The organism is Mycobacterium heckeshornense (assembly GCF_016592155.1).
In the GTDB taxonomy this organism is placed as follows: domain Bacteria; phylum Actinomycetota; class Actinomycetes; order Mycobacteriales; family Mycobacteriaceae; genus Mycobacterium; species Mycobacterium heckeshornense.
On sequence record NZ_AP024237.1, the window covers coordinates 511,154 to 524,397 of the forward strand.

Annotated in this window: 14 protein-coding genes; 4 read left to right on the top strand and 10 right to left on the bottom strand. The window is 64.5% G+C overall.

The window, feature by feature from the left end:
* Position 1: 1 nt before the first annotated feature.
* Positions 2-784, top strand: coding sequence for an SDR family oxidoreductase (locus tag MHEC_RS02365; RefSeq protein WP_048891143.1), 783 nt, complete (start codon positions 2-4; stop codon positions 782-784).
* Positions 781-1,926: a sulfotransferase family protein gene (locus MHEC_RS02370; protein ID WP_048891144.1), complete on the top strand. Its 1,146-nt coding sequence runs from the start codon at positions 781-783 to the stop codon at positions 1,924-1,926. The genes MHEC_RS02365 and MHEC_RS02370 overlap by 4 nt, the downstream gene beginning before the upstream one ends.
* A 7-nt stretch (positions 1,927-1,933) precedes the next feature.
* Here the strand turns inward: MHEC_RS02370 and MHEC_RS02375 are convergent, their stop codons facing one another.
* The 7 genes from MHEC_RS02375 to MHEC_RS02405 all read right to left on the bottom strand — a co-directional run bounded on the left by MHEC_RS02375 (position 1,934) and on the right by MHEC_RS02405 (position 8,322).
* Complete coding sequence (locus MHEC_RS02375) at positions 1,934-2,407, bottom strand: hypothetical protein (protein ID WP_048891145.1); 474 nt, start codon at positions 2,405-2,407, stop codon at positions 1,934-1,936.
* Positions 2,404-3,561 (bottom strand): Rieske 2Fe-2S domain-containing protein, encoded by a 1,158-nt coding sequence (locus MHEC_RS02380; RefSeq protein WP_048891146.1) that lies wholly within the window; start codon positions 3,559-3,561, stop codon positions 2,404-2,406. The genes MHEC_RS02375 and MHEC_RS02380 overlap by 4 nt, the downstream gene beginning before the upstream one ends.
* Before the next feature lie 155 nt (positions 3,562-3,716).
* Positions 3,717-4,124, bottom strand: a complete 408-nt coding sequence (locus tag MHEC_RS02385; RefSeq protein WP_048891147.1) for a nuclear transport factor 2 family protein — start codon at positions 4,122-4,124, stop codon at positions 3,717-3,719.
* Positions 4,121-5,005, bottom strand: coding sequence for a TIGR03619 family F420-dependent LLM class oxidoreductase (locus MHEC_RS02390; RefSeq protein WP_048891148.1), 885 nt, complete (start codon positions 5,003-5,005; stop codon positions 4,121-4,123). Before MHEC_RS02390 ends, MHEC_RS02385 begins: the two co-directional genes overlap by 4 nt.
* 8 nt (positions 5,006-5,013) lie before the next feature.
* The gene (locus MHEC_RS02395; protein WP_048891149.1) at positions 5,014-6,183 is read right to left on the bottom strand and encodes a thiolase domain-containing protein; all 1,170 of its coding nucleotides are present in this window, start codon (positions 6,181-6,183) and stop codon (positions 5,014-5,016) included.
* Positions 6,184-6,237: 54 nt separating this feature from the next.
* Positions 6,238-7,302: a thiolase domain-containing protein gene (locus MHEC_RS02400; RefSeq protein WP_048891150.1), complete on the bottom strand. Its 1,065-nt coding sequence runs from the start codon at positions 7,300-7,302 to the stop codon at positions 6,238-6,240.
* 15 nt (positions 7,303-7,317) lie between these two features.
* Positions 7,318-8,322 carry a Zn-ribbon domain-containing OB-fold protein gene (locus MHEC_RS02405; RefSeq protein WP_048891151.1) on the bottom strand — a complete coding sequence of 335 codons (1,005 nt, stop codon included), beginning with the start codon at positions 8,320-8,322 and terminating at the stop codon, positions 7,318-7,320.
* Between the two features lie 58 nt (positions 8,323-8,380).
* Here MHEC_RS02405 and MHEC_RS02410 point away from each other — a divergent pair, with 58 nt between their 5' ends.
* Positions 8,381-9,412: an LLM class F420-dependent oxidoreductase gene (locus MHEC_RS02410; RefSeq protein ID WP_048891152.1), complete on the top strand. Its 1,032-nt coding sequence runs from the start codon at positions 8,381-8,383 to the stop codon at positions 9,410-9,412.
* A gap of 73 nt (positions 9,413-9,485) precedes the next feature.
* Here MHEC_RS02410 and MHEC_RS02415 read toward each other — a convergent pair whose 3' ends face one another.
* Positions 9,486-10,205, bottom strand: coding sequence for an acetoacetate decarboxylase family protein (locus MHEC_RS02415; RefSeq protein WP_048891153.1), 720 nt, complete (start codon positions 10,203-10,205; stop codon positions 9,486-9,488).
* A 28-nt stretch (positions 10,206-10,233) separates the two neighbouring features.
* Between MHEC_RS02415 and MHEC_RS02420 the strand changes: the two genes are divergently transcribed.
* Positions 10,234-11,445 (top strand): cytochrome P450, encoded by a 1,212-nt coding sequence (locus MHEC_RS02420; protein ID WP_048891154.1) that lies wholly within the window; start codon positions 10,234-10,236, stop codon positions 11,443-11,445.
* Between the two features lie 38 nt (positions 11,446-11,483).
* Here MHEC_RS02420 and MHEC_RS02425 read toward each other — a convergent pair whose 3' ends face one another.
* Both MHEC_RS02425 and MHEC_RS02430 read right to left on the bottom strand, forming a co-directional pair.
* Positions 11,484-12,323: a hypothetical protein gene (locus MHEC_RS02425; RefSeq protein ID WP_048891155.1), complete on the bottom strand. Its 840-nt coding sequence runs from the start codon at positions 12,321-12,323 to the stop codon at positions 11,484-11,486.
* Between the two features lie 98 nt (positions 12,324-12,421).
* Positions 12,422-13,210, bottom strand: coding sequence for a crotonase/enoyl-CoA hydratase family protein (locus MHEC_RS02430; protein ID WP_048891156.1), 789 nt, complete (start codon positions 13,208-13,210; stop codon positions 12,422-12,424).
* Positions 13,211-13,244: the final 34 nt, after the last annotated feature.

Here is a 13,244-nt window from a genome sequence, read left to right on the forward strand (position 1 = left end):
CATGGCCGGATTGCTTGACGGCAAGGTAGTGGTGATCAGCGGTGTAGGGCCCGCACTGGGCAGCACGCTGGCTCGCCGATGCGCGCACGACGGCGCGGATCTGGTGCTGGCGGCCCGCACCGCCGAACGCCTGGACGACGTCGCTAAGCAGATCACCGACACCGGGCGCCGTGCGGTGGCGGTCGCGACCGACATCACCGACGACGAGCAGGTGGCCAACCTCGTCGACTCTACAATGGCGGCCTACGGCAAGGTCGACGTGCTGATCAACAACGCGTTCCGGGTGCCGTCGATGAAACCTTTGGCCGACACCACATTCCAGCATATCCGGGACGCGATCGAGCTCACGGTGCTGGGTGCGCTGCGGCTCAGCCAGGGCTTTACGCCTGCGCTGGCAGAGTCCAAAGGTGCGATTGTCAACGTCAACTCTATGGTGATCCGGCACTCTCAGCCGAAGTATGGCGCCTACAAGATGGCCAAGTCAGCGTTGCTGGCGATGTCGCAGTCGCTGGCCAGCGAACTAGGCGAGCAAGGCATTCGCGTCAATTCTGTTGCACCGGGCTATATCTGGGGACAGACACTGAAAAGTTACTTCGAGCATCAGGCTGGCAAGTACGGCACGACAGTGGAGGAGATCTACACCGCCACAGCTGCGAATTCCGACCTCAAGCGGCTACCGACCGAGGACGAAGTCGCCTCGGCCATCATATTTTTGGCGAGCGACCTGGCCAGCGGCATTACCGGCCAGACCCTGGACGTCAACTGCGGAGAGTACAAGGCGTGACCGAGCGCACCGATGTCGGCACGGTCGAGGAACTGCACGAGTCGGCCACCAAGGTCACCGGGTTGGACGATTTCGGCAGCGACGACGACAACTACCGTGAAGCGCTAGCCGTCTTGCTCGACTCGTACCGCCGCGAGGCGGACCTGACGCCGTTGGGCAGCAAGATGAACCGGTTCTTCCTGCGTGGTGCGCTGGTGGCGCGGTTGTTGTCCGAGGCGGCCTGGAAACAGTACCCCGAGCACGCCGACGTCGTCATCGAGCGGCCGATCTTTGTCACCGGGTTGGTGCGCACCGGGACCACGGCGCTGCACCGGCTGCTGGGCGCCGATCCGGCCCATCAGGGTTTACAGATGTGGTTGACCGAGTACCCGCAGCCCCGCCCGCCACGCGAAACCTGGGAATCTAACCCGGTCCATCGGGAAATTGACGCGCGGTTCACCCGGCATCATCAGGAGAATCCGGAATACACCGGGCTGCATTTCATGGCCGCTGACGAACTCGAGGAATGCTGGCAGCTGCTGCGGCAGTCGTTTCATTCGGTGTCCTATGAAACCTTGGCGCACATACCGACTTATGCGCAATGGCTGTCGCAGCAGGACTGGACACCCGCGTACCAGAGGCACCGTAAAAACCTTCAGCTGATCGGGCTCAACGACGCCGCCAAGCGGTGGGTGTTGAAAAACCCCAGCCATTTGTTCGCTCTTGACGCCCTCATGGCGACCTATCCCGACGCGCTGGTGATCCAGACACATCGGCCGGTCGAGACGATCATGGCCTCGATGTGCTCGTTGGCGCAGCACACGACCGAGGGCTGGTCAAACACGTTCGTGGGCGCACAGATTGGCTACGACGCAATGGAAACCTGGTCGCGGGGCCTGCAGCGTTTCAACGCCGAACGCGCCAAATACAATCCGGCTCAGTTCTACGACGTCGACTACGCCGATTTCGTGGCCGACCCGATTGGTACCGTACAGGCGATCTATCGTCACTTCGGGCTGAGGCTCACCGACGAGGCGCTGGCTGCCATGAAAAAGGCCCACGCCGAAAGCCAAACCGGCCCCCGCGCCCCTAAACACAGGTATTCGCTTGCCGATTACGGGTTGACGGCAGAGTCGGTCAAGGAAAAGTTCGCCGGGCTCTGACGGGTCCCTATCCGTTGCAGTCCTCGCCATCGCACGGAGGCGGTGTGGACGGCGCCGGCTCCAGAATGCCTTCAGCGATCGCATGATCGATGCTGTCGGCCAGCTTCGGGCAGGTGGGAATGCGTGCGGTGTCGCCACCGGCTTCCCGTACTTGTGCGAAGAAGGCACAGCCCCGGGTGCCTTCGGAAGTCCATTGCACCGAGGTATGTCCTGGCCCCAGCTTGCGGACCAGCACCGAGACATGGCAGAACCGGCAGTCAACCGGTTGTAGGCCCCAACTGAGGTATCGATCCCTCTCGCGTTGGGTCGCCTCACGCAGCGCGTCGGCGCGGTGCGGCTCCAAAACCGGTGCGGGCGGTGCTGAGGCGCGCTGCCCCGGCTGACGCGGCGGTCCGCCGTCGCGGTGAGCGCCATGCAGTGCCAGCATCGATCGAGCCAGCTGGTCGACGTCTGGGATGCTCGGATCTTTGTGCGAGCTCATCGTGACGGTTGGGCAGCCTGTCCTTCTGCTTCGGCCCGGCGCCGCAGGTTCTCTTCGACCTCTTTGTGCCAGAACTCGTTTGCTTTCGTGGTGTCCACCTCGATCTCGAACCGGTCGGTCATCTCCGGGGTGACATCGGCGGCGTCGACATAAAACTGCTCATACCAGCGCCGCAACTGATACACCGCGCCGTCCTCCTCGACCAGCAGCGGATTGTCGATGCGCGCCTTGTTCTTCCAGATCTCGACGTCCTGCAAAAACCCCTTGCTGACTCCGACCGTGAACGCGTCGGCGAGCTTGTTGGTCATCTCTTCGTCCATGCCCTTGGGTTTTTGGACGATGACGCCCCATTGCAGCATGAACGAGTTCTGCGTGACGGGGTAGTGGCAGTTGATCAGGATTGACTCGGCCTGGTAGCCGCCGTAGTTGTTGTGCAACCAGTTGATCATGAACGACGGCCCGAAATACGAAGCTTCCGAATCCAATATCTGCTCGCCGGTGTAGCTGGAGCCACCCAGATCGACATCCGGGCGGCCAACGGTGCGCAGGTACTGCGAGGCCACGTGGCCCTCGAAGACGTTCTTGAAATACGTCGGGAACCCGAAGTGGATGTAGAAGAAGTGCGCCATATCGACGACGTTGTCGATGATATCGCGGCAATTCGACGGGATCAGCTCGCGATTCCAGCGCCAGTCTGTCCACTCGTCGCTGGCCCACTCCGGGATTTCCGGGATGCGGACTTCCGGTGGCGGCGGGTTGCCCTCCACGTCGTGCCAGACAAACAACAGGCCGCTGCGCACATCGGTGGTCCACGATCGGGTGCGGGCCATGCGTGGCGTGCGCTTGGCGTAGGGCACGAGTTTGCAGCGCCCGTCGCCGCCCCAGCGCCAGTCGTGGAACGGGCAGGCGATCTCATCACCCTTGATGGTGCCCTGGGTGAGGTCACCGCCCATGTGGCGGCAGTAGCCGTCCAGCACGTGCAGATCGCCGTGCGAGTCGGCGAACACGACAAGCTTGGTACCGAACGCCTCGATCGCGTGCGGTTCGCCGTCTGAGAACTCCGCGACAGGTCCCAGGCAGTGCCAACCACGGGCGTACCTGGTCGGCAGGGCGCCGGAATCGATGTCGCGGACGCCGACACTGTCGGTACTCACCTGTCACCTCCCACTCGATGCCCCTAACTAGAACACGTTACAGTTTTTCCCGTCGATCGTGCAACGACGCTGGGCGAGGGGTGGGCGAAGCAGACGCTGAGCCACCCATTTCGCACGAAATGGCCGCCTCAGCGTGCCTAAGCGCTGCTCGACGTCTAGACCGGCCGCGCGGTGGCGGCGGCCCGGTCCATCTCCCAGTAGGCGCGCAGGGCGACCAGCTTGCCGTCGTCGTCGACCTTGTAGGTGAAAACCCCTTCGGCGGTGATCTGGTGTCCGCCCATGGTGATGACGATGTTGCCGACGTTGGCCTCTTCGTTGCCGCACTGGTAGGTGTCGCGGAAGTTGAATTCGATCTTGTCGGTGGGCGCGATCGCCTTGTCCCAGAATGCTGAGATCGCGTCACGGCCCCGGTGCCCCTTGCCCGCGGGGTCGAAAGGCGACGGCCCGATCGGATCTTCGACGATGGCGTTGTCGGCGAACACTTCCAGCCAAGCTTGTTTGTCCCTGGCCTGCACCGCGTCTCGTGAGCGCCGACCAGCGGCGTGCGCAGGATGCTCGGTCATGATCGCTCCTGCCAGCCGGAGTGGATATAGGTGTCGGCGAAGCGTTTCAGCGAGTCGCGTTTCTTGCCCAGCGGCGCGTCGAAGCCCAGGCCATCGAGAACCCACGGGATGACAATGTTGTCGGTGACGCCGATCTGGGCGAGTTCGCGGTGCCCGTCGACGCCGAACCTGTCGATGCACACGGCCTGAAACTCGAACGGTCGATCGCCACGACCGTATTCGACGCGCAAGTCATTCAGCCGTCTGATGGTCTTGGCGAGCTGTTCGGCTGTCATCATTGCGCTGGTCCAGCCGTCGCCGACCCGCGCGGCCCGCCTGAGCGCCGGCTCGGTGTGCCCGCCGACGTAAAAAGGCACCGGCTGCGATGGCGCCGGGCTCATCTGCAATCGGTCGAAATCATAGAATTTGCCGTGAAATTCGACCATGCCGCCGCCCAGCACCAGCCTGATGACCTCGATCATCTCGTCGACCCTAGCCCCGCGGCGCTCGTAGGGCTGGCCGCACCATTCGAATTCCTCTGGCGCCCAGCCAATGCCGACTCCAAAGCCGAACCTGTTGTTGGTGAGGTTGGCGACTGAGCCGACTTGGCGTGCCAGCAGCAGCGGGTTGCGGGAACCGAGCTTCATCACGTTGGTGTAGAACCGCAGCGTCGAGGTCACCGCACCCATGGCGGCAGCGGCGATCAACGGGTCCACCCAGGGCGTGTTCTCGTCCCACATCCGCGATCCGTCCGCGGTGTAGGGATAGTCGGCAGCGGCCTTCTCCATGTAGAAGAGCGAATCCGGCAGTGCGATCGAGTCGAAGCCGACTTCTTCGGCGGTGCGCGCAATGTCGAGTAGTTCGTCGATGGGACCCATCGCGATGCTGCATGTGTATTTCATGCGACCGCTCATGGCTTGTCGGCCCCCACCACCCACATCGAGAAGTACTGCGAGCCACCGCCGTAGGCATGGCCCAGCGCTCTGCGGGCACCCGGAACCTGATGAGCCCCACCCTTGCCCATCACCTGGATGGCCGCCTCAGCGAAGCGGATCAGGCCGGAGGCACCGATCGGGTTCGACGACAGCACGCCACCGGAGGGGTTCACCGGCAGCCGCCCGCCGATCGCCGTCTCGCCGGCTTCGGTGAGCTTCCAGCCTTCGCCTTCGGGAGTGAATCCGAGGTTCTCCAGCCACATCGGCTCGAACCACGAGAACGGTACATAAATCTCGGCGGCGTCGATTTCGTCGATCGGGCTGGTGATGCCCGCTGCTTTCCACAGCGCGGCCGCGCAGTCCCGGCCGGCCTGCGGGTTGACTTGGTCGCGGCCGGCGTACGCCAACGGCTCGGTGCGCAGCGCAGTGGCGTGGATCCAAGCCACCGGATGACCCTCGGCCACACGCTGGTCGGCGATCTCTTCGTTACCGATAACCATCGCGCACGCACCGTCTGACGACGGACAGGTTTCATCGAATCGGATTGGATCCCAAAGCATTTGGGACGACAGTACTTTCTCCACCGTGATGTCGGGCTGCTGGACGTGCGCCAGCGGGTTCTTGGCACCGTTGAGGCGGTCTTTGACCGCGACCAGGGCGCCGATGTGGGTCGGCGCACCCGAGCGGCGGATATACGCCCGCACGTGCGGGGCAAAGTAGCCGCCCGCCCCGGCGCCGACGGGCTTGGTGAACGGCACCGGAATGGACAGCGCCCACATGGCGTTGGATTCGGACTGCTTTTCCCAAGCCATCGCCAGCACGCGGCGATACTTGCCCGACTGCACCAGGCTGGCCGCCACCACTCCGGTGGATCCGCCCACCGAGCCGGCGGTGTGCACCCGGATCATCGGTTTGCCGGTGGCACCAACGGCGTCGGCCATGAACAGTTCCGGCATCATGACGCCTTCGAAGAAGTCGGGCGCCTTACCGACCACGACGGCGTCGATATCGTGGAAGGTGGCGCCGGAGTCGGCGAGCGCTCGGTCGATGGCCTCGCGCACCATGCCGTTCATCGACACGTCGTGGCGCTTGGCGACGTATTTCGTCTGCCCGGTGCCCAGAACTGCGGCGAGCTGCTTAGCCATCGGCGCTACTCCTTCTCATCGCACTGCGCGCTCTGCGTCGTCGCCGGCGCACCATCAGTTCTTCCTTTCCATAACCGCGACCAGATTCTGTTGCAGCGCAGGCCCGCTGGTGGCATGTGCGAGCACGCGTCGTGCCGAGCCGTTCCAGATGTGTTGGGCGGCGAAACCGATACGCTCGAGACCGGCGACAAACATCGGATTCGCTGCCAATGCGCCGCCCGACGGGTTCACTTTGACCGATGCCGGCAGCCGCATCGCCTCGGCGAGGATGAGGTGTTGGTGGGTGAACGGAGCATGGATTTCGGCGACATCGATCGTGCGCATTTTGTCCCCGGTGGCGATCTTCGTCGCCGCGGTGGTCGACGGTGACACCGTGAGATCGCGTGCGCCCAGCACCGGGGATTCGATCCGGTGCTCGAAACCGGTGATCCAGGCGGGGTTTTCGCGCAGCTCGCGAGCGCGGTCGTCGGCGGCGAGTACGATGGCGGCAGCGCCGTCGGTGATCGGTGCGATGTCGTGGCGCCGCAGCGGGTCCGCGAAAAACGGTTGATCCAAAAGGTCTTCAAGACTCTTGGGCGACGGTACCCGGTCCACGCGCTGCGCCACCGCGAACGAGTCGTAGGCGACGCGGGCCATCTGCTCGAAACTCCACTTTTCGGCCTCGAGCCCAAGACGGGCCTGCAGCGCGGCGATCGACACGGAGTCCGGCCACAGCGGCGCCACCGTGTAGGGGTCGGTTTGGCGCGACAAGATCCGGCGCAGGATTCCCGCCGACGACTTACCGAACCCGTAGACCAGCGCGGTGTCGACTTCGCCGGTCAGCAGTTTGATGTAAGCCTCGTAGGCCGCCCACGCCGCGTCCATCTCGACGTGTGACTCGTTGATCGGCGGCACGGCCCCGATCGAGTCGATCGCTGAGATAAACGAAAATGCCCGGCCAGCCAGGTAATCGGAGGACCCTGAGCACCAGAATCCGATATCGGCACGGGTAATGCCGAGCTCCTCATACAACTGGGCGAAGCACGGCATCAGCATCTCGACGCCGTTGGTGGTGCCGTCGGTGCGGCGGACATGCGGGGCGTGGGCGAAGCCGACGACCGCGACATTGCGAGCGCTCATTGCCAGTACAGCCCTTTACAGGTGGTGCTTGTAGGAGTCGTAGTCGGCGTCGGGTTCGCCGGTCGGTCGGAAATGGGAGATGTTGTCGATGCCCAGCCCCCATTCCTCGCGGGGACGCCACACAGCTTCGACGCGCATGCCCATCCGCACCTGCGAGGCGTCGACCTCGGTCACCAGGTGCAAAAACGGGATGTCGGCGCCGTCGAGCAGCACGTAGGCCGCCACATAGGGCGGCTTGATGCGCTGCCCGGCGAATGGGATGTTGATGATCGCGAACGTCGTCACCGTGCCCTTGTCGGACACCTCGACATAGTTGTCGAGCGGCAAGCCGGTGGCCGGATCTGCTTCCCGCGCAGGGAAGTAGACCTTCCCGTCCTCGCCAGTGCGAGCCCCGAGCAGCTTTCCTTCCTGAAGGGCCCGCAGATACGCGCTTTCGGGACGCGACGCGGTGTGCTGAATCTCCATGCGGATGGGGGTGCTCAGCATGGTCACCGGGTCGCGATTGTCGCTGGTCTGTGGAGATTTTCTTGCCGGTTCGCCCTCGCCGGGCGCGAAATACGCGATGTCGGTGATGGCGCCGGCCGGGTTGTCGACCCACCGGGCGTGCACCCGCATGCCGGTGCGCATGGCTTTCGGTCCGTCGTCGCCGGCATCCACGGCGTGCAACAGGGTGGTGTCGGCGCCGTCGAGTTTGATCAGTGCCCACGCGAACGGGCGGTCCAGAGGCTGACCCTCGAGCGGCTCGGGTTGCCAAGACCAGGACGCGACGGTCCCGGTAGTGGACACCGGTACGATCTCGCTCAGCGGTTCGAAGGTGACCGGGTCGTATTCGGCCGGCGGCACATGCACCCGGCCATCCGACCCGCGCACCCCGACGATGCGGCGGTCGCGTAAGGCGGTGAAGAACTTACCCAGCGTCGGGCCGACCGAACGGGTGTAGTCGAAGGACACCGTCAGCGGTGCCGAAAGGGGTGGCTCGGGTTGATCGATCAGGGTCAGGCGAGTTGAGCTGGCTGTCACGTCTTCGAGTAGAACAGGTTCTAACAATCCAGGCAAGAATCGGTCGAAAGGCAGTCTAATGAAGCTCGGGTTGCAGCTGGGATACTGGGGCGCTCAGCCACCGGACAACGCCGGTGAGCTGGTCGCCGCGGCCGAGGAGACCGGGTTCGACGCGGTTTTCACCGCCGAGGCGTGGGGCTCCGACGCTTACACACCGCTGGCCTGGTGGGGTGCATCCACCCGACGCGTGCGCTTGGGTACCTCGGTGGTGCAGCTGTCTGCGCGCACCCCGACTGCCTGCGCGATGGCAGCGCTGACCCTGGATCACCTGTCCGGAGGCCGGCACATCCTGGGGCTCGGCGTGTCCGGTCCGCAGGTCGTGGAGGGCTGGTATGGGCAGCCGTTTCCCAAGCCGCTGGCGCGCACCCGGGAATACATCGACATCATCCGTCAGGTGTGGGCCCGGGAAAAACCGGTGACCAGCGATGGCCCGCACTACCGGCTGCCGCTGACCGGCCAAGGCACGACGGGGTTGGGTAAGGCGCTCAAACCCATCACCCATCCGCTGCGGGCCGATCTGCCGATCATGCTGGGTGCGGAGGGCCCGAAGAATGTGGCGTTGGCCGCCGAGATCTGCGACGGCTGGCTGCCCATCTTCTACGCGCCGCGGTTGGCCGACATGTACAACGAATGGCTGGACGAGGGCTTCGCGCGCCCCGGCGCGCGCCGCAGCCGCGAGGACTTCGAGATCTGTGCTACCGCGCAGGTAGTGATCACCGACGACCGGACCGCGGCATTCGCCGGCATCAAGCCGCATCTGGCGCTCTACATCGGCGGCATGGGCGCCGAGGACACCAACTTCCACGCCGACGTCTACCGCCGGATGGGGTACGGCGAGGTCGTCGACGACGTCACTCGGTTGTTTCGCAGCAACCGCAAGGACGAAGCCGCCAAGGCCATCCCCGATGAGCTCGTCGACGACGCGGTCATCGTCGGCGACATCGACTACGTGCGTAAGCAGATCAGCGTGTGGGAGGCCGCCGGGGTCACCATGATGGTGGTCTCGGCGCGCAGCCCCGAGCAGGTCCGTGAGCTAGCCACCTTGGTCTAGTTTCGGCCGCGGCCGCTCGGCACGCATCTTGCCAGCGAATTAGAACGCGTTCTAGATTGGCCTGGTGGGCCGGTCAGATCGGGCGTGCGTCGCCGAACGTCATCTCTACATTGCGCACCGATCCCGACGTCAGCGCTCGCCTGGGCAGACCCAGCGACCGCAGCTCCTCGGCGTACGGATGAGCCCCCAGCCGAAGTGTCGCGCCGCCGATGCGGCCCCGCACTCCCGCCGTCTTCATCTCCCAGGGCACTTCCCGGGTGCTGCCCTCGGCGTGTGTGTAGGTCTTCAGTACTTGCGGTCGCGCAGTGAACATCGACGGGACCGGCAAGCCCGGGCCGAAGTCGATGCCCGCAATGTGCAAGCCCTCGGCGCTGACATCGAAACCGAAGCGACGCCCCTCGCGAACGGTGAAGTCCGCCATGATCTTCGGGAAGCCCCAGATGCGACGACCGGCCTCCAACGTGAACGACTGGTCGACCGGCAGATGGTGGATGAACGCGGCGGCGTCTTTAAATGCCCGCCAGCCGTGGGCGCGCGAACCGGGCGGATTGACCATGACGGCGGTGCCGAATTCGTGATACTGCCCGAGGTCACCGTCGAAGTAGCGGGCCAGCATGAGGTTGACCACGGCGCGTCCGGGTCGGTACTGGCAGACTTCCAGACCGCTGTAGTCGATGAGCTTTTGCGCCGCCGCGGCGTCGACCGAGAACATCGCGGCGTGCACGTCGGCCTTCCGAATCCGGACGGGCATGGTCAGCACTGTTCCGGCGATGGTGTGTTGCGAGGCAGACATGACGCTCACTGTAGTGGGGAGGGTGGCGATGACTGAAGCGATCGCAATTCCTGACGTAGACCTGACCGACGGCCAGTTCTACGCCAGCGGGGAAGCCCGGGCTGCATACCGCTGGATGCGGGCCAACCAGCCGGTGTTTCGCGACCGAAACGGTCTGGCCGCCGCGTCGACATACCAGGCCATCATCGACGCCGAGCGCAACCCGGAACTGTTCTCCAACAGCGGCGGCATCCGGCCCGACCAGGACGCGCTGCCGATGATGATCGACATGGATGACCCACCACATCTGTTGCGGCGCAAGCTCGTCAACGCCGGCTTTACCCGAAAGCAGGTGAAGGACAAGGAACCGTCGATCGCCGAGCTCTGCGACATGCTCATCGACGCCGTGTGTGAACGCGGCGAGTGCGACTTTGTCCGCGACCTCGCCGCGCCGCTGCCGATGGCGGTTATCGGCGACATGCTCGGAGTGCGCCCAGAGCAGCGCGACATGTTCCTCAAGTGGTCCGACGATCTGGTGTCATTCCTCAGTTCCCATGTGTCGCAAGAGGACTTCCAGGTCACGATGGATGCCTTCGCTGCCTACAACGACTTCACCAGGGCCACGATTGCCGCGCGTCGGCAAGAGCCTGCCGACGACCTGATCAGCGTGCTGGTGAGTTCTGAAGTCGACGGGGAGCGGCTGAGCGACGACGAGCTCGTCATGGAAACACTGCTGATCCTCATCGGCGGCGACGAGACCACCCGACACACACTCTCCGGCGGCACCGAGCAGCTGCTGCGCAACCGCGAGCAGTGGGACATGCTGCGGCGTGATCCGGATCGGCTGCTGCCCGGGGCCATCGAGGAGATGCTGCGCTGGACGTCGCCAGTGAAGAACATGTGCCGCACGCTGACCGCGGACACCGAGTTCCACGGCACCCAGCTGCACAAGGGCGAAAAGTTGATGTTGCTCTTCGAGTCGGCCAACTTCGACGAAGCGGAATTCGATGAACCGGAGCGCTTCGACATCACCCGGAACCCCAACAGCCACTTGGCGTTCGGTTTCGGTACGCATTTCTGCCTCGGCAATCAGCTGGCCCGCTTGGAGCTCACACTGATGACGCGGCGGGTGCTCGAACGACTACCCGATCTGCGGTTGGCCTCCGGCGGCCAGCTGCCGCTGCGTCCGGCGAATTTCGTCAGCGGCCTGGAGTCAATGCCGGTGGTATTCACACCGACAAAGCCGCTGCGCCGAACGTGAAACCTTGGTGAGCATTCGGCCGAAAATTCGCAACAGTTTCACGTTCGGCGATCCCATGCTGCTGATACTCGCCGGATAATGCCGGCTTCGGTGTCCTCGGCCGTGACGCGAACGTCGATCCAGCCGAGATCTGTCAACGCATCGGCGCGGCGGATGTCGTGGTTGAACTGGCGTCGATTCATCCAGTGGTGGTCGCCCTCGTAGTCAACCCCTACTTTGATGTGGTCCCAGCCCATGTCGACAACGGCGACGAGCTGGCCGTATTCGTCGTACACCGGGATCTGGGTCTGCGGGGCAGGAAAACCGGCCCGTATCAACAGCAGTCGCAGCCACGTCTCCCGCGGAGACTCGGCCCCAGAATCGACGAGGTCTAGCGCGACGCGGGCATTTCGGATGCCGCGGCGGCCCTTGTACCTCTCGGTCAGCAACTCGACGTCGGCCAGCTTGAGGCGTGTGGCTCGGGCGAGGGCATCGATCATCGCGACCGCCTTGCCGACCGGATACCGGCACGCCAGATCGAGGGCCGTCCGTGCTGGTGTAGTCGCGGGCATGCCGGCGACCACCATGACCTCGTCGTCTTCGACGTGATCCGACCAGGTTTGGATCGACGCCGGGGCGTGGCGGTTGTCGAAGATGATCTCGGCCGGCGCCCGAGCGTCGACCCACTTCGCGCCGTGCAAAGCCGAAGCGGAGCGGCCGGCTATCACGCCCCGCCGCCGTGACCACAACCATGCCGCCTTAGCCCGCACTACGGCGCTGATCTCGCTACTAGGTGGTAGGAACACGCCGCGGTGGACAGCAACGAATCTGGTGCGCAATTCGTACGGCGTCACCCGGCCGGATGCGACGGCCTCGCTGCCAATAAACGGCTCCCCCATAGGCGGGAGTGTGCCGGGCCGGTCCGACAATCGATCGAACGTGAAACTGTGGCGAAAAATCGGCCGAAAATTCGCAACAGTTTCACGTTCGGCGCAAGCTACCGGCCTTTGAACCGCGGGGGCCGCTTCTCCTTGAAGGCCAGCGGCCCTTCCTTGGCGTCCTCAGACAAGAACACCTGGATCCCCAGCTGGGTGTCGATTGTGAACGCCTCGTTCTCGGGCAGGCCCTCGGTCTCCCGGATGGCGCGCAGAATCGCCTGCACCGCCAGCGGCCCGTTTGCCGAAATGACGTCCGCGATCTCCAAGGCCTTGGTCAGTGCCTGCCCGTCGGGCACGACGTAGCCGATGAGCCCGATCTCCTTGGCCTCGGCGGCGGTGATGTGCCGCCCGGTCAGCAGCAGATCACAGGCATGCGTGTAGGGAATCTGTCGGACCAGCCGCACCGCTGAGCCCCCCATCGGGTAAAGGCTCCAGCGCGCCTCCGAAATGCCGAACTTCGCGCTTTCGCCGGCGACCCGGATGTCGGTGCCCTGCAGGATCTCGGTGCCGCCGGCAATCGCCGGGCCCTCCACCGCGGCGATCAGCGGCTTGGTCAGCCGTCGACCCTTAAGCAGGGCGTCGATGCGCGACGGGTCGTAGCTGCCGTCCTTGAACGACTCACCCGGCGGCTTCGCGGTCGCCGCCTTCAGGTCCATGCCCGAACAGAAATAGCCGCCGGCCCCGGTCAGGATCGCGCAGCGGATGTCGGGATCGTGGTCGACACGGTCCCACGCTTCGACCATGATTTGCATCATTTCGGTGCTGAGCGCGTTGCGGGCCGCCGGCCGGTTGAGCGTCACGATGAGGGTGTGTCCGCGCTGCTCGACGAGGGCATCGGGTTGTTCCACGGGTGTCTGCCTTCCTGCGTATAGGCCCCGGACT